At 63.5% G+C, this 15,568-nt stretch carries 14 protein-coding genes and 1 pseudogene; 8 read left to right on the top strand and 7 right to left on the bottom strand.

The window, feature by feature from the left end; all coding sequences use genetic code 11:
* From EN884_RS04840 to EN884_RS04810, 7 genes are all read left to right on the top strand, one after another.
* Positions 1–832: ABC transporter permease (locus EN884_RS04840; RefSeq protein WP_164894923.1), on the top strand; the 832-nt coding region annotated here is incomplete at its 5' end.
* 32 nt (positions 833–864) lie between these two features.
* A complete protein-coding gene (locus EN884_RS04835; RefSeq protein ID WP_023756738.1) occupies positions 865–1,812 on the top strand; it encodes a D-ribose ABC transporter substrate-binding protein in 948 nt (315 codons plus the stop codon).
* A 96-nt stretch (positions 1,813–1,908) separates the two neighbouring features.
* On the top strand, positions 1,909–3,468 hold the full coding sequence (locus EN884_RS04830; protein ID WP_063167515.1) for an FGGY-family carbohydrate kinase: 1,560 nt from the start codon (positions 1,909–1,911) through the stop codon (positions 3,466–3,468).
* Entirely contained in the window at positions 3,465–4,982 is a 1,518-nt protein-coding gene (locus tag EN884_RS04825) for a glycerol-3-phosphate dehydrogenase (protein WP_063167516.1), read from the top strand. The genes EN884_RS04830 and EN884_RS04825 overlap by 4 nt, the downstream gene beginning before the upstream one ends.
* Positions 4,982–5,920 carry a TIM barrel protein gene (locus EN884_RS04820; RefSeq protein ID WP_013533069.1) on the top strand — a complete coding sequence of 313 codons (939 nt, stop codon included), beginning with the start codon at positions 4,982–4,984 and terminating at the stop codon, positions 5,918–5,920. Before EN884_RS04825 ends, EN884_RS04820 begins: the two co-directional genes overlap by 1 nt.
* 57 nt (positions 5,921–5,977) lie before the next feature.
* Positions 5,978–6,745, top strand: a complete 768-nt coding sequence (locus EN884_RS04815; protein ID WP_063167517.1) for a triose-phosphate isomerase — start codon at positions 5,978–5,980, stop codon at positions 6,743–6,745.
* A 95-nt stretch (positions 6,746–6,840) separates the two neighbouring features.
* Positions 6,841–7,278: an RpiB/LacA/LacB family sugar-phosphate isomerase gene (locus EN884_RS04810; RefSeq protein ID WP_024502451.1), complete on the top strand. Its 438-nt coding sequence runs from the start codon at positions 6,841–6,843 to the stop codon at positions 7,276–7,278.
* A gap of 24 nt (positions 7,279–7,302) precedes the next feature.
* Here the strand turns inward: EN884_RS04810 and dhaL are convergent, their stop codons facing one another.
* The 4 genes from dhaL to oiaX form a co-directional block, all read right to left on the bottom strand.
* Positions 7,303–7,944 (bottom strand): dihydroxyacetone kinase subunit DhaL, encoded by a 642-nt coding sequence (dhaL, locus tag EN884_RS04805; protein ID WP_027163948.1) that lies wholly within the window; start codon positions 7,942–7,944, stop codon positions 7,303–7,305.
* A gap of 26 nt (positions 7,945–7,970) precedes the next feature.
* Complete coding sequence (locus EN884_RS04800) at positions 7,971–8,978, bottom strand: dihydroxyacetone kinase subunit DhaK (protein ID WP_063167518.1); 1,008 nt, start codon at positions 8,976–8,978, stop codon at positions 7,971–7,973.
* A 129-nt stretch (positions 8,979–9,107) separates the two neighbouring features.
* Positions 9,108–10,442 carry a four-carbon acid sugar kinase family protein gene (locus tag EN884_RS04795; protein WP_027163946.1) on the bottom strand — a complete coding sequence of 445 codons (1,335 nt, stop codon included), beginning with the start codon at positions 10,440–10,442 and terminating at the stop codon, positions 9,108–9,110.
* A gap of 4 nt (positions 10,443–10,446) precedes the next feature.
* Positions 10,447–11,697 (bottom strand): 3-oxo-isoapionate-4-phosphate decarboxylase OiaX, encoded by a 1,251-nt coding sequence (gene oiaX / locus EN884_RS04790; RefSeq protein ID WP_128360487.1) that lies wholly within the window; start codon positions 11,695–11,697, stop codon positions 10,447–10,449.
* Between the two features lie 174 nt (positions 11,698–11,871).
* On the opposite strand from oiaX, the gene EN884_RS04785 reads away from it, so the two are divergent.
* Positions 11,872–12,585, top strand: coding sequence for a transcriptional regulator NanR (locus EN884_RS04785; protein ID WP_063167520.1), 714 nt, complete (start codon positions 11,872–11,874; stop codon positions 12,583–12,585).
* Between the two features lie 2 nt (positions 12,586–12,587).
* On the opposite strand, the gene EN884_RS04780 is transcribed toward EN884_RS04785, so the two are convergent.
* The 3 genes and pseudogenes from EN884_RS04780 to EN884_RS04770 form a co-directional block, all read right to left on the bottom strand.
* Positions 12,588–14,426 (bottom strand): hypothetical protein, encoded by a 1,839-nt coding sequence (locus tag EN884_RS04780; RefSeq protein ID WP_128360486.1) that lies wholly within the window; start codon positions 14,424–14,426, stop codon positions 12,588–12,590.
* Entirely contained in the window at positions 14,423–15,457 is a 1,035-nt protein-coding gene (locus tag EN884_RS04775; RefSeq protein WP_063167522.1) for a Gfo/Idh/MocA family oxidoreductase, read from the bottom strand. The genes EN884_RS04780 and EN884_RS04775 overlap by 4 nt, the downstream gene beginning before the upstream one ends.
* Before the next feature lie 2 nt (positions 15,458–15,459).
* A pseudogene (locus EN884_RS04770) lies at positions 15,460–15,568 on the bottom strand (ABC transporter permease); the annotation flags it as partial.

Raw genomic sequence — 15,568 nt, 5'->3', positions numbered from 1 at the left:
AGGGGTGACGCTGAGTTGGCTGGGCGTCGTTCTCTATCCGCCGGTGTGGGTGGTCGCGGTGCTGGCCTGCATGCTGGGCGCCGTCGTCGGGCTGATCAACGGCGTGCTCATCGCGCGCTTCAAGGTTCCAGCTTTCGTCGCCACCCTCGGCGTCATGTACATGGCGCGCGGCCTGGCGCTGCTGATGACCAGCGGCCTGACCTACAACAATCTCGGCGGCAAGCCGGAGCTCGGAAACACCGGCTTCGATGCGCTTGGCTTCAACCGCTTGTTCGGCGTGCCGACGGGCGTCGTGGTTCTCGTGGTCATCGCGCTCATTGGCAGCATCGTCCTGAACCGCACCGCTTTCGGGCGCTGGCTCTACGCCTCGGGCGGCAATGAACGCGCGGCCGAACTCTCCGGCGTTCCGGTCAAGACAGTGCAGATTTCCGTCTATGTGCTGTCGGGCATCTGCGCCGCCATTGCCGGCCTGATCCTGTCCTCGCAGCTTACATCGGCGGGACCGACCGCCGGCACCACCTACGAACTGACGGCCATTGCGGCCGTCGTCATCGGCGGCGCGGCACTGACCGGCGGCCGCGGCAACATCCGCGGAACCCTGCTCGGGGCCTTCGTCATCGGCTTCCTGTCCGACGGTCTGGTGATCATCGGCATCTCATCCTACTGGCAGACAGTGTTCACCGGCGCGGTCATCGTGCTCGCCGTGCTCCTCAATGCCGTTCAGTATCGCCGCCGCAGCAAGCTCCCAAGCGCGACAGGTGGCCAACCGACTTCTCAGAAACGGGGGAAGGCCGAACCGGCCAATCCTGCCCAAGGGAAGACTGCCAGGTGAACTGGCAGCAACACCGCGTAATCATTGGAGGAATGTACATGAAAACCATGCTGAAAAGTCTGCTCGCGGCCGCGATGGTCGTTGGGTTCACGGCCGCCGCGTCAGCCGCGGGCCTGATCTCGATCATCGTCAACGATCCGGCCAATCCCTACTGGCTGACCGAGGGCAACGTCGCCAAGGCCGAGGCCGAGAAGCTTGGCTATACGGCCAATGTCGGCGCCCACAAGGGCGATACCAATACCGAAAGCAATTTGATCGACACCGCCATCACCAACAAGTCGGTGGCGATCATTCTCGATCCGGCCAACGCCGACGGCTCTGTCGGTGCGGTGAAGAAGGCGATTGCAGCCAACATCCCGGTGTTCCTTGTCAATGCCGAGATCAACCAGGAAGGCCTCGCCAAGGGGCAGCTCGTTTCCAACAACGCGCAGGGCGCTGCTCTCGGTGCCCAGCAGTGGGTGCAGGCCGTCGGTGAAAAGGGCAAATATGTCGAACTGCTCGGCGCCCCGTCGGACAACAATGCCGCCACGCGCTCGAACGGTTACGCGACTGTGCTGAGCCAGTACCCGGATCTCGAAAAGGCTGCTTCGCAGGTCGCCAACTGGGATCGTACCCAGGGCCACGACAAGATGCAGAGCATGCTGCAAGCCAATCCCGACATCATCGCCGTGATCAGCGGCAATGACGAAATGGCTCTCGGCGCGGTTGCGGCGCTGAAGGAAGCTGGCAAGCTCGCCGGCATCAAGGTCGGTGGCTTCGACGGCTCCCCGGACGCGGTTGCGGCGATCAAGTCCGGTGAACTGCAGTACACCGTGCTGCAGCCGGTCGCCATCTTCTCGGCCAAGGCCGTGCAGCAGGCGGACTCGTTTATCAAGACGGGTGCCACCGGTGCGGCGACCGAGAAGCAGCTGTTCGATTGCCTTCTCATCACCAAGGACAATGTCGACAAGTACACCGCACCCTTCGTGCTGTCTGAGTAATACCTGCACAGGGGGTGTCCTTGCGGACACCCCCTGTCTCTTCTACGAAATGACTGCCCTCGTGAACTGCCTTCGCAACCAATCGGAATTTGCGGCATGAAAGACCTGCTGATCGGCATCGACGCGGGAACGTCGGTGATCAAATCGATCGCTTTCGATCTGTCCGGGCGGCAGCTCGCCATGACGTCGGTGCCCAATAGCTTCGTCACGCTGGAAGGCGGCGGCGCCGAGCAGGACCTCGACCAGACCTGGCGCGACATGGCGCGGACCGTTCGCGATCTCGCGGCCAAGATTCCCGACCTCGCGCAACGAATCGCGGCGGTGGCCATCACCGGGCAAGGCGACGGAACCTGGCTGATCGATAGCGACGGCATGCCTGTCTCGCGCGCCTGGCTGTGGCTCGATGCCCGCGCCGGACGTTTGGTGGACGAGATGCGCGCCGATCCCCGGGATCGCAGGCGGTTCGAACTGACCGGCACGGGGCTGAATTCCTGCCAGCAAGGCGCCCAGCTTGCCTTCATGAAAAAGAACCATCCCGACATGCTGGAGCGGGCGGCCACCGCACTGCATTGCAAGGATTGGCTCTACTTCAAGATGACGGGCGAACGCGCCACCGATCCCTCCGAGGGAACCTTCACCTTCGGCGATTTTCGGTCGCGCACCTATTCCGACGAAGCCCTCGACATCCTGGATCTGACGACGCATCGCCGCCTGTTGCCTCCCATGCTCGAAGGCACCACCGACCATCATCCGCTATCGCGATCGGCGGCGGCGGAGACCGGCCTGCTCGAAGGCACGCCGGTGGTGCTGGGCTACGTCGACATGGTCATGACGGCGCTCGGAGCCGGCCTCTATGATCCCTCGGGCAATGTCGGCTGCACGGTCATCGGCTCGACCGGCATACACACGCGCTTCGCAGCCACTCCCGACGATGTCGTGCTGAACGCAGATGGCTCCGGCTACACGATCGCCATGCCTATTCCGGGCGCCTTTGCACAATTGCAATCCAACATGGCGGCGACGCTCAACATAGACTGGGTGCTTGGCCTTGCGCGCGACGTGCTCGCCACGGCTGGCGGCAAACCTTCTCATGACGAGTTGCTGAAGGCGCTCGACGCTTGGATGGAAGCATCGGAGCCGGGATCGCTGATCTACCAGCCTTACATATCGCTAGCCGGCGAAAGAGGGCCGTTCGTCGACCCTGACGCACGCGCCGGCTTCATCGGCCTTTCGGTCAAGCATGGCTTTGGCGATCTGGCACGCGGCGTGCTCGAGGGGTTGGCCTTCGCCGCTCGCGATTGCTACCAGGCGATGGGCGCCGTGCCGAGTGAGATCCGCCTGTCGGGCGGCGCAGCGCGCAGTCCGTCTCTACGTCGCATCATCGCGGCGGCGACAAGGGCGCAGGTGCGCACCAGCAGCCGCCAGGAAGCCGGCGCGGCGGGTGCCGCGATGATGGCCGCGGTCGGGCTCGGCGTCTACGGCTCCATGGAAGACTGCGCCGCCGAATGGGTGACGCCGCTTCTCGGCGACTGCGATGCCTATGACGAGGCGCTTTCGCAAACATACGATGCGCTCTTCCCTTCCTTCGTTGCGGCGCGCCAGGCGCTTCGGCCGGTGTGGAAGGGCATGGCGCACCGCACAGGAGCAAGATCTTGAGCAATACAACAGATGTCGTCGATCTCTTCGTGATCGGCGGCGGCGTCAATGGAGCCGGCATAGCGCGTGATGCTGCAGGTCGTGGCCTGTCCGTCATCCTGTGCGAAAAAGACGATCTCGCGCAAGGCACCAGTTCGCGTTCCGGCAAGCTGGTGCATGGCGGCCTGCGCTACCTCGAATATTATGAATTCAGGCTGGTTCGCGAAGCGCTGATCGAACGCGAGGTGCTGCTCGAGGCGGCGCCGCATATCATCTGGCCGATGCGCTTCGTTCTACCGCACAGCCCGCAGGATAGGCCGGCATGGCTGGTCCGGCTCGGGCTGTTTCTCTACGACCACCTTGGCGGCCGCAAACGGCTGCCTGGGACAAGAACGCTGAACCTGAGGACCTCGCCTGAAGGCGCGCCGATCAAGGACGAATTCAAGCGCGGTTTCGAATATTCCGACTGCTGGGTCGACGATGCGCGCCTGGTGCTGCTCAATGCGCTCGATGCAAGGCAGCGAGGCGCCAGAGTGCTCACGCGCACCGCCTGTGTCGCGGCGCGCCGTGAAGGCGGACTGTGGTCGATCGACATGCAGGATGGTCGCACGGGCGCCGTCACGAAAGTCCGCGCGCGCGCTCTGATCAACGCAGCAGGTCCCTGGGTCAACGACATTGTCAGCCGCGTCGCCGGGCAGAATTCGACGCGCAATGTCCGGCTTGTAAAAGGCAGCCATATCGTCGTGCCCAAATTCTGGGAGGGGCGGCAGGCCTATCTCATCCAGAACAACGACAAGCGGGTGATCTTCGTCAACCCGTACGAGAACGATCTGGCGCTGATCGGCACGACCGACATTCCCTACGAAGGCAGGCCCGAGGAAGTGGTCGCCGAGGCCAGCGAAGTCGACTACCTGATCAAGGTGGTCAATCGCTATTTCAAGCGGCAGCTGACGCCACAGGACGTGGTCTACAGCTTCTCCGGTGTGCGTCCGCTCTATGACGACAATGCCGACAATCCAAGCGCGGTGACGCGCGACTATATTTTCGAACTCGACGCCTCCAACGGCAACGCACCGCTGCTTTCGGTGTTCGGCGGCAAGATCACCACCTTCCGCAAGCTGTCGGAACACGCGCTGGAAAAGATCCAGCCATTCTTTCCGACGATGAAGAAAGCCTGGACGGCCAAAATTCCCTTGCCGGGGGGCGACCTGCCCAATGCGGACTTCGAGCAGTTTCTGAGCGATCTGCATGTCGAATTTTCATGGCTCAGCCCGTCGTTGGTGAAGCACTACGCTCGAAGCTACGGCACCCGCGCCAGGCAATTGCTCGCCGGCGCGCAAAGCGAGGCTGATCTCGGCCGACGCTTCGGTCCCGATCTGTATGAACGGGAGGCAAAGTTCCTGGTCGAGACCGAATGGGCTGGCACATCAGCCGATATACTGGAACGCCGCACAAAGCATGGCCTGCATATCAATGCGGCCGAGCGGAAAGCGTTCGAAGATTGGTTCGGTAACATCATGGCGACGGCGGACTGATGGCCTTCACGCTTTCCCTCAACACCAATCCTCTGGTCAATCGCTTCGCCGATCCAGACGATTTGATCGACGCGATTGCTTATGGCATCGGCATTCGCGACGTGCAGTTGACGCATGAATTCGTCAATCCGGGCTGGCCGGCGGCCACGATTGCCAAATTCCTGCGCCTGTTCAACAGCGCGCTTTCGCGGACCGGTGTCAGGATCACCTCCGGCATGACCGGACCTTATGGCCGGCTCAACCATTTCGGCCACCCGGACGCCGACGTCCGGCGCTACTATGTCGACTGGTTCAAGACCTTCGCCGACATTTCCGCCGAACTCGGCGCGCCAGGCATGGGCACGCAGTTCGCCATCTTCACCTACAAGGACTTTGACGATCCGCAACGGCGGGCAGCACTTCTCGATATCGCGCTCGAATGCTGGCGCGAGGTTGCCGAACACGCCAGGGCGGCGGGGCTGACATACCTGTTCTGGGAGCCGATGTCGGTCGGCCGCGAGTTCGGCCACACGATCGAAAGCTGCGTCACGCTGCAAGGCGCCATCGACGCAGCGAAGCTGCCCATACCGATGAAGATGATGGTCGATATCGACCATGGCGACGTGACCTCACCCAACCCTGCCGACACCGATCCCTACGCCTGGGCGAAAGCGTTTCCATTGCAATCTCCGATCATCCACATCAAGCAGTCTTCCATGAACAAGGGCGGCCATTGGCCGTTCACGGCCGCCTACAACAAGGATGGCCGCATAGTGCCGCAGAAGTTGCTGGACGCGGTTCGGCAGGGTGGTGGAACCGACAATGAAATTTGCCTTGAACTTTCCTTCAGGGAGAGGGAACCAGTCGACCATCAGGTTATCGAGATGATCCGCGAGTCGGTGGATTTCTGGGCGCCTTACGTCGACAGTGGCCGGGACAGTCTCAAGCCTCGGACTTGAGCGAATACGTCGCCCGGAAGCCGGCTTCGGCCGCAAAAGTATCGAAGGAGAAAAACAATGGCCCCATATTGGGTCGGCACGAGCTGGAAGATGAACAAGACGCTTGCCGAGGCGTTGCTGTTCGCCGATGCGTTGGCCGCCTTCGTGCCTGGTTTCGATCAGGCGATACAGCCTTTCGTCATTCCGCCGTTCACCGCCGCGCGCCAGGTCAAGGCGGCACTAGCCAACACCCGCGTGAAGGTAGGTGCCCAGAACATGCATTGGGCCGATGCCGGCGCGTGGACGGGAGAGATTTCGCCAGTGATGTTGAAAGACTGCGGGCTGGATGTAATCGAACTCGGCCATAGCGAGCGCCGGGAGCATTTCGGCGAGACGGATGCGACTGTCGGACTGAAAACGGCAGCTGCTGTCAGGCACGGTTTCGTGCCACTGATCTGCGTCGGCGAGACGCTGGACGAGCGTGAATCAGGCCGCGCCGAGGCGGTGCTGACGGCACAAGTTCTCGGCGCGCTGCAGGAGCTGAGCGGCGATCAACCGAAGGCGGAAATCCTCTTTGCCTACGAGCCTGTCTGGGCGATCGGGGAGAAGGGCATTCCCGCAAGCGCCGACTATGCCGACAAGCAGCAAGCGCTGATCAAGCAGGTAGCCGCTGACCGGCTGCCGGCTGCCCCGCCTGTGCTTTACGGCGGCAGCGTCAACCCCGGCAACGCGGCCGAACTTATCGGCCAGCCGCATATTGATGGCCTGTTCATCGGCCGCTCGGCGTGGCAAGCGGAAGGCTATATCGACATTCTGAGAAAGGCGTCGGCCGCCATCGCGCGCTAACCGCGCGAGCAATTCCGGGAAAGTGTGAAGCGGTTTTCCGTCCGGAATTGCGTCAAATCAAAGAGACAGAGACAAAAGCAAAGGAGTTCATCATCATGAAGATCGCACTCGGAGCCGACAGCGCCGGCAAGCCGCTGCTCGATGTCATCGCCAAGCATCTCGCCACCAAGCCGGAGTTGCAGGTCGTCGACCTGAGCCAGGCCGGCTTCTACGCCGATATCGCCGCCTCGGTCGGCCACGAAATTCTCGACGGCAACTACGACCGGGCCATCCTGTTTTGTGGCACCGGCATCGGCGTCAGCATCTCTGCCAACAAGGTGCCGGGCATTCGCGCCGCGTTGACCCACGATACCTATTCCGCGGAGCGCGCCGCCAAGTCCAACAACGCCCAGATCATCACCATGGGCGCCCGCGTCATCGGTCCCGAACTGGCGAAATCGATCGCCGACGCATGGCTTGCCTCCGAGTTTGATCCGAATGGCCCATCTGCCGCGAACGTGCAGGCCGTCGACAAGCTCGACGCCAAGCGCTGAAAGACGCGGCAAGTCCGCTGATGATCAGTCGGTCAAGGCGGTCCGCATCGCCTCGATCACGGTGACGGCGGACGCAGCGCCCGGATCCATATGGCCAAGCGAACGTTCGCCGAGGCGTGATGCCCGGCCCTTGGTGGCCACCATCGCTTTGGTCGCTTCCGCGCCTGTCTCTGCCGCCTGGGCGGCGGCCTTGAGACTGGCGGCCAGATCCTTGCCTGAGGCCAGCGCTTCGCCCGCCGCTTGCCCCGCCGGCGCCCATGCATCGATCATCGTCTTTTCGCCAAGCTCTGCCTTGCCGCGATCCTGAATGCCCTTGGCCATGGCCTGGAACAGGGCGACCACATCCGCGTCGTCGAGCGCCGTCTTGCCCTTGACGGCTGCCGCGGCGCGCATGAGCGCGGTCGCATAGAGCGGACCGGAGGAGGCGCCGACCGCATTCAGGAACGACTTTGCCGCCGTGTTCAGCAAGGTGGTCGGATCGGTCGCCGCGGTGTCCAGTCCGGCCACCGCATCGCGCGCAGCGGAAAATCCAAGCTCCATCGCGATGCCGTGGTCGGCGTCACCGATAACCCCGTCAAGCGCGCACAGCCTGTCCCTGTCTGCTGACATGGAGTTTGCGATCGCCGCGAACATCGTGACAAGGCGGGCAGTATCGATTGTCGTCATGTCTTAGTCCTTGCCACAGAGTGGGTTTAGCCGGCGCGAAACATGGCGCAGTCGCAGGGGTGGTCCAGCATCGTCTGCAACTCGCCGTCCAGCCGATGCAGCGTGATCGAGGCCCCGGCCATTTCGAGCGAGGTGCAGTAATTGCCGACCCAGCTTGCGTGGATGGACACACCGATCTCATCAAGCCTCTGCTTCACGCGCAGGTTCATGATGTAGAGTTCCATCAGCGGCGTTGAGCCCAGCGAATTGACGAGCACCGCGACCTTGTCGCCGCGCGCCGGCGCCATCTCGTCGAGGATCCTGTCCAGCATCTCGTCGGTGATCTCATCGGCTGTTTTCAACTTTTCGCGTGCGATGCCGGGCTCGCCGTGGATGCCCATGCCGATCTCCATCTCGTCCGGCCCGATCTCGAAATTTGGCCGGCGGGTCTGCGGCAGCGAACAGGGCGACAGCGCCACGCCCATGGTGAAGGTGTGGTCGTTGGCCTTGCCGGCGATGCGCTCGCATTCGTCGAACGACAACATCCGGTCGCAGGCGGCGCCGGCCGCCTTGAAGATGAAGAAATTGCCGGCGACGCCGCGCCTCTTGTGCCGCTGGTCGCGCGGTGCCGAGGCGACGTCGTCGGTGCTCAGCACCGTGCGCACCTCGATGTCGTCCATCGCCGCCATCTCGGCCGCCATGTCGAAATTCATCACGTCGCCGGCATAATTGCCGTACATGAACAGCACGCCGGCGCCGCCGCTGACCGCCTTGGCGCATTCGAGGATCGGGTCCGGCGGCGGCGAGGCAAAGACATTGCCGATGGCCGCAGCGTCAGCCAAGCCCTTGCCGACAAAGCCGAGAAAGCTCGGCTCGTGGCCCGAGCCGCCGCCGATGACCAGGCCCACCTTGCCCTGGCGCGGCCCGTCGCGGGCGACGATGGAGCGTGGACTGCCGTCCACGCTTTTGAGATGGCGGGGATGCGCTGCCAGGATGCCTTCCAGCATCTCGTCGACGGCGCGGTTGCCATCGTTGATGATCTTCTTGGTCTGCACCCGGCATCCTCCCGACTTCGGCATTTTCGCAGATAATACCGGGTGTTACCGGGATTTCCACCCGGCAAGGCGTATTTCGCGCGCTGAGATGTTCCCACGGCCAACACCTGGACGCAGGCGCTGGCTGTTTCAACCGCCGAGGCCGTCGCGGATGGCTGAGAAATAGCGATCGGTCCCGACCTGGCCGCCCTTGAGCGCGACCTCCAGTCCGTCGATCGCCTTGACGCGCGAGTGGGCAACGCAAAGCGGGGAACCCGGCGAAGCGGGCAGCGGCATGCGAATTGTCAGGGCATCGACGCCCGTCTCGCCGAGTGCGTGGCTCGACGTGTCGCCGCCTGCAATGACCACGCGACGCAGGCTCTGTTCCACCGTCAGGTTGCGAAGGATTTCTCCGAGGCCGCGGCCAAGCCTGTGGCGGGCGCCTTCCTCCCGGTCGATTTCGGCGCCCCTGTCGGCAGTGGGGCCAAGCGCGGTGTAGAGGATGACGCTGCGCCCGGCTTGCAGACTGGCACGGCCGCTTGCCGTTGCGCGCGTGATCGCCTGCTGCGAGGCCTCCGAAACCAGTTCGACCGGATCGACCTCGATGCCGTCGAAACCGTCGGTCAGGGCATGCCGGATCTGTCGTTCGGTGGTCGGCGAGCAACTGCCCGACACGACGGCTATCCGCTCGGCAGCGCCCGGCGGTGTGAAGCCTGGCCCAGCGCTGACGACGCCATTCGACGTCCATTCGGCCAGCAGCGCATATTCGACACCGGACGAGCCGACGACAAAAGAACCGCCGGGCTTGCGAACGCGCCACAGTTCCTTGCCGGCCAAAACCTGCGTCTCCAGACTGTCGACATCGACAAGCACGATGGCGGTGCCGTTTCCGGTCAGGCGATCGAACGCCGCCGACCGCGATGCCGACTGCAGCGTCGCAAGATCGACCAGCCCGGAGCTCAGCGCCGTCTGCCGCGACAGATGGATCAGCAGATCGGACTCATCCATTGGCGTCGTCGGGTGACGGCTCATCACCGGGTGGCGATCAATGCGGAAATATTGGTCGCGATAGGCCGCGAACAGATGGCCGAAAGCGGTATAGCGCTTGAGCTGCGGCGCGCCGACCAGCAGCGGCACGCTATCCTGCGCGAACACCGAGCGGCCGACCTCGATGGCTCGGCCGATGCTGCCGATCGTCGGGCTGGAATCGAAGGTCGAGCAGACCTTGTAGTGGCAAATCTCGGCGTTAAGCGTCTTCAGCCAGGCGAAGGCATCGCGCAGATGCGTGTCCATCCATTGCGGCGTCTCACTGCGGCTGGTGCCGGCCAGCCCTATCGCCCGGCAATGGCCAAACCGGGACAGCAGGGCCGCGTCCGGCTGGCGCATGAACAGCACGGTCGGCACGCCACCGAGCTCGAGCGCCTCCATGACATCGGTCGAGCCGGTCAGGTCGTCGCCATAATAGCTGAGAAGCAGGTCCTGCATCGTCTCAGGCTGCCTTGCCGTCGCCGAATTTTTCGATCGACCGCGCCAGTTCGGGATGGTTCAAGGCGAAGTCGGCCAGCGGAATGCCGTCGACCGCCGATTGCCAGGCTTGCTGCACGGCACGTACGCCGGCGCCCGGTCCGTCCGGATGGCTGACGATGCCGCCGCCGCAGAGATAGAGAAGATCCACGGTCCGGCCGGTTCGTGCATATGTCTCGGGCGCCTGACCGCCCCACTGGCCGGAACCTGCCACCGGTAATGCGCAGTCCCCAGCCGAAAAGATCGGCGTCGTCACCGCCTTGAAGGATTCGACGAAAGAGTCATCCGGTTCCCAGTATTTCGAGGCGATGCCGTTGATCGGGAACTGGTCGACGCCGAGCAGTCGCCAGAATTGCTGCCAGACCTTGAAGTCCATGCCGAGGCCGGGGTGACGGGTGAGGATGTCCCAGCCGTTGCGATGAGCATGCAGCACCAGGCCGGAGCGTTTTCTCAGGAATGCCATGCCGCCAAAGCCGATCGAATTGATGTTGATAACAGCACAATTGCCGCCGGCCTTCGCCACCAGATCGTGGTTGCGCATCATCTCGTCGGGATCGGCGTGCGAAATGCCGAAGGCATACATCACCTTCTTGCCGGTCTTCTGCTCGTGATCGAGGATCAGCGGCATGATTGCCTTCACCCGTTCCGACAGGGGCGAATAGGCCGGGCTCATCAGCTTCTCGTCATCCTTGATGAAGTCGACGCCGGCGGCGATCAGTTCCGCCACCATTGCCGCCGTCTCGTGCGGCCGCAATCCTAGCGCCGGCTTGACGATCGTGCCGATGATCGGGCGGTCAGTCACATTGGTCAGCCGGCGGCTGCCGGCGACACCGAACTGTGGGCCGGGATGTGCCCCGCGATACTCCTCCGGCAATTTCATGTCGACGACGCGAATCCCGGTAAGGCCCTTGATCGAATAGGTGCCGCCGATGGCAATCGTCATCAGCGCCGAAAGGTCGGTGCCGATGGCATCGAACGGAAAGGCGATGTCGACATCGGCGCGCCTGAACGGCCCCTTACCGTCATTGGGAAGCGACGGCCGCTCGGCATCGGGCAGAGGCCGAATCGCCAGCACACGTGCCGCCACCCGGGCCTTCAGTTCCTCGGTCTCGCCGGGCAGCGCTACGAAGGTGCCGGTCGACTGATCGCTGGCGATCTTGGCCGCCAGCGCTTCGATGCTTCCAGGCGTTTCGATGCGGTAGGTGAGGGTGATCATGGTCCGCTGTCTCAAGCCGAGGCGTTCGAAAAAGGTTCACTGGTGTTTCGAATCTGGTATAATGAGTACATAAGTATTGCAAGTCATATCCGGCAGCGGGATCGACAGACGGCAATTCCGGGAATTGTGGCGGCAGTGTTAGATAGGGCCGGGTCAAGGGAGTGATTCGCGGCGATGAACCGTTCGGAACCGATTGTCCGGCGCAAGCTTTCCGATGAGGTCTTCTTGCGGCTGAAGCGCCTGATCACCAGCGGCGAGCTGATGCCAGGCGACGACATGCCCTCGGAGCGCGAGCTGATGGAGCGCTTCGAGGTCGGCCGCCCCGCGATCCGCGAGGCGATGCAGGCGCTGAGCAATATGGGGCTGGTTGCGATCTCGCATGGCGAACGCGCCAAGGTGCTGCAACTCACCGCCAAGTCGATCATCAAGCAGGTCGACGGCGCCGCCAAGATCATCCTGTCGTCATCGAAAGACACGCTGGAGCACCTGAAGACCGCGCGCATCTTCTTCGAGCGTGGCATGGTCAGGGAAGCCGCCGAAAAGGCCACCGCCGAGGATGTGCTGCGGCTGCGGGCCACCGTTGCCGAACAGCGCGGCTTTCGCGGCGATTCCGAAGCCTTCATCTCCGCCGACATGAAGTTCCATACACAGATCGCCGCGATCTCCGGCAACCCGATCTATGTCGCCGTCAGCGAGGCGATGCTCGGCTGGCTGAAGGAATACCACACCGAAATGCTGATCTGGACCGGCAAGGAAAAGTTCACGCTCACCGAGCACGAAGAGATCATCGGCCGCATCGAGAAGAAGGATGCCGATGGCGCCGAGAAGGCGATGATCAAGCATCTCGAACGCTCGCGCGCGCTCTATGTGATGAACTCCGAAAAATAACGTCAGTCGATCCGGACGATCTCGTAAGGCGTCATCACGAGATGGCCTCGGCCAAAAGCTGAAATGTCGACTTGCACGTCGTCCGCCGTCAGGTTCGCCAGCCACACGACAGTGTCGCCCGAGGCCGAGCGTCCAGCCAGCGCCAGCACCTTGGTCTCATCGCTCGTCCCTGCGGCCACATGCGCAAGGCCGGCCAGTTCGCAAAGCCCCTTGATGGCTCTGAAGAGCGGCCGGGGCGATCCTTCCGCGACGGGTTCTCCGGATGACGCCAGCACGCCGAACGGTCCGGTGAAGCTGGAGAGCGTGAGCTGTTCCAGCCCAGCGGCTGCGACGCGCGCGGCATAGCCGACCGTCCAAGCCGCCGCGAACTGGCCGGCATGGCGCGGATCGCTGTCGGCCATGGCAATGCGCTGTCCCCCGGGATTGGGTTGGGTCGCTCCGCCATAAGGGTTCTGGCGCATGGCAATCGTCGACGGTCCGATCCGGTAGGGCTTTGCCCCGAAGATAGCCCGTGCCGATTGGGTGATGAAAGGCAGCGCCTCCAGCGACTGCATGACGCTGAGATCGTCGGCGGCGTGCACGATCGGGCAGGTGCAATGGGTGACGAAATCGAGCTGGTCTGCCGGAACGCGCTTGCGGTTGAGTTCGGTGAAATAGCTGAACATGCCGCCGCCGAGGCGGATATCGGGGAATGCCCGCCGCGCTGCGGCATAAATGTCGTCGAGCGGCGGGCATTCCGGCCACGCGCTGCCCGGCGGTGTCGACTGCCGGTCGACCGACGGCGACACGGCAATGGCCGAGAGTTTTAGCCCGGCCCGGCGAACCAGGTCGGCGACGCCGGACAACTCGGCGTCAAGATCACCAGCGCAGGCAACGACGCATTCGAGGGTGGTTTCGGCTGCGTAGGCAGTTGCGAGCCGGGCGAAAGCGCGCAAGGCATCGAGCCCGTGGCCGCGCGTCGGATCGTGGTGAAACAGCAGCTGTTGTGGGCCGAGTGCCGCCAGCGTGGAGAGGTTCGCCAGCGCCGTCTCGACATCCTCGGGATAGATGACCACGCCGACATCGGGCAGCCTTGCTCCCGCCTCGCCGAGTTCGACCCTGACCGGTTCGCTGGCCACTGCGGCAGCCGGCGCTTTGCCTTCACCTGCGATGCGCAGGCTGATCGTCTGGCTCAGGGGCTGGCCGGCAGGCAGCACATACGGCCACGGCAGCACCAGCGGCCGCACATAGGTCTTGTAGGAGGCGTCCGACCAGTTGCGCTGGTCCTCCATTTCGAAAGTATCGCCTTCCATCCGGCACTCAGCGATGACACCAGGCCGAACCTGATGGGAGATGGCGCGGATATCCTTGAAAGGCTGCCAGGGGTCGATCAGCTGGGGAAGTTTCGTCGCCACCACGCTGCCGTCTGTGTGCTCGACCATGACCGGGCTACCGGCGAGGTCGGCGATCGGGTGCAGGATACAGAAGCCGCAGCGGTTGGTTTCGAAATCGTTTTCGGGAAGGGCGCTGACGTCGAAGACCAGACGGCCGTCGGCAGAGCCTTTGATGGTGGCGCGGAAGCCGAGCCGGTTTCCATCGGGGGCCAGGCAGCTTGCCGAATAGCTGACCGAAAAAGCGTCGGCACCCTGCTCGATCACCAGGTCCGTCAAATTTGGCTCATAGGTGCCCCAGTCGCGGTCACGCACGATATAGGCGATGGCGCGCAGCACTTCGGTGCCGCCATGGCGGATGGTGCGCAGATTGCCGTTGACGAAGTCGGCGCTGAGCGAGCCTGCGCTGAGCCTGACCGGCTCGGCCTCGACCACGCGCGTGCCGTAGAGCAGGAAAGTGCCGGCGGTCATTTCGGCAAGGCGTCGAGTTGCACCGGTTGCCGGCTCGCGGCCCCAGCATAGGCGGCCTCGACCAGCGCGAATGTCCTAAGATTGTCGGCGCCCGAGGTCGCCGGCTCGGTCCCCTTTGCCAGGCAGTCGACCCAGTGCTGCTGGATGGCTACGACGCTTTCCTGGATGTTGTGCCAGGGCCGCGACGCCCAGGCCAGCAGCGGCGGCGAGACGTCGGTGACGGCCGTGCCGCTCTTGCCGGTGACGGTCAGCCGGTATCCCTGCGCCAGCCGGATCGTGCCGTCGCTGCCATCGATCTCGATCAGCGTTTCGGGAAACGGCTCGGTGGCGAGCTTGGTCGCGTAGCTGCAGTCGACCACGGAGGTTGCGCCGCTCTTGTGGTCCATCAGCATGGTCGCCACATCCTCGCCCGCAATGGCGGGATTGATGCGGGCGATTCGTGTCGTGATGGTCGAGACGTCGCCGAGCAGGAAACGGGCGATATCGAGGATATGGATACCGAGGTCCTCGATGATGAAGCGCTTTCCCGTCGCCAGATAGGGCTGACCGGAAAACACGTCATAGGCCGAGCGGAAGGAGATACGCCCGAAGAAGGGCGTGCCGATCTCGCCGCTATCGAGCACGGTCCGCACCGCCTGGATAGGTGACTGCCAGCGAAAATTCTCATGCACCATCAGCGGAACGCCGGCTTCCGCGCATGCCTTGACCATCGCCTTTGCGTCGGCAAGCGTCGGCGCGAACGGCTTTTGGCAGATCACCGGAACGCGGTGGGCGGCCGCCATTTCGACAAGCGGACGATGGCTGGGCGCGGTGGTGGCGATATCGACGAAGTCCAGGCTTTCGCCGGCAAATAGTTCCGCCGCATCGGTATAGCGCTTCGCAATGCCGAACTGGTCACCGACGATCCGCAACCGTTCCGGGTCACGGTCGCAGATGGCGATGATCGAGGCGCCCGCTATGTCGCGCCAGGCATGCATCTGGTTGACGGCAAAGAAGCCGCAGCCGATCAGCGCTCCCCGCAGTTCCGCCATGCTCAGCCTGCCTTTGCCATCTGCATCAAGGTGACACGTTGCTGAAGCCGGCGCTGTGCCTGGTCGACGACGACGGCGACGATGATGACGAGGCCCTTGATCACCATCTGC

Origin of the sequence: Mesorhizobium sp. M7A.F.Ca.AU.001.01.1.1 (assembly GCF_004022735.1) — a bacterium.
In the GTDB taxonomy this organism is placed as follows: Bacteria; Pseudomonadota; Alphaproteobacteria; order Rhizobiales; family Rhizobiaceae; genus Mesorhizobium; species Mesorhizobium ciceri.
Note: the sequence above shows the minus strand (reverse complement) of the source record. Positions and strands in the feature narration are given on the sequence as shown.

Excerpts from the sequence above, each read along its gene's own strand:
- EN884_RS04835 (WP_023756738.1), top strand. The coding sequence starts at position 865 with ATGTACATGAAAACCATGCTGAAAAGTCTGCTCGCGGCCGCGATGGTC.
- EN884_RS04830 (WP_063167515.1), top strand. The coding sequence starts at position 1,909 with ATGAAAGACCTGCTGATCGGCATCGACGCGGGAACGTCGGTGATCAAA.
- EN884_RS04820 (WP_013533069.1), top strand. The coding sequence starts at position 4,982 with ATGGCCTTCACGCTTTCCCTCAACACCAATCCTCTGGTCAATCGCTTC.
- EN884_RS04815 (WP_063167517.1), top strand. The coding sequence starts at position 5,978 with ATGGCCCCATATTGGGTCGGCACGAGCTGGAAGATGAACAAGACGCTT.
- EN884_RS04810 (WP_024502451.1), top strand. The coding sequence starts at position 6,841 with ATGAAGATCGCACTCGGAGCCGACAGCGCCGGCAAGCCGCTGCTCGAT.
- dhaL (WP_027163948.1), bottom strand. The coding sequence starts at position 7,944 with ATGACGACAATCGATACTGCCCGCCTTGTCACGATGTTCGCGGCGATC.
- EN884_RS04795 (WP_027163946.1), bottom strand. The coding sequence starts at position 10,442 with ATGCAGGACCTGCTTCTCAGCTATTATGGCGACGACCTGACCGGCTCG.
- oiaX (WP_128360487.1), bottom strand. The coding sequence starts at position 11,697 with ATGATCACCCTCACCTACCGCATCGAAACGCCTGGAAGCATCGAAGCG.
- EN884_RS04785 (WP_063167520.1), top strand. The coding sequence starts at position 11,872 with ATGAACCGTTCGGAACCGATTGTCCGGCGCAAGCTTTCCGATGAGGTC.
- EN884_RS04780 (WP_128360486.1), bottom strand. The coding sequence starts at position 14,426 with ATGACCGCCGGCACTTTCCTGCTCTACGGCACGCGCGTGGTCGAGGCC.
- EN884_RS04775 (WP_063167522.1), bottom strand. The coding sequence starts at position 15,457 with ATGGCGGAACTGCGGGGAGCGCTGATCGGCTGCGGCTTCTTTGCCGTC.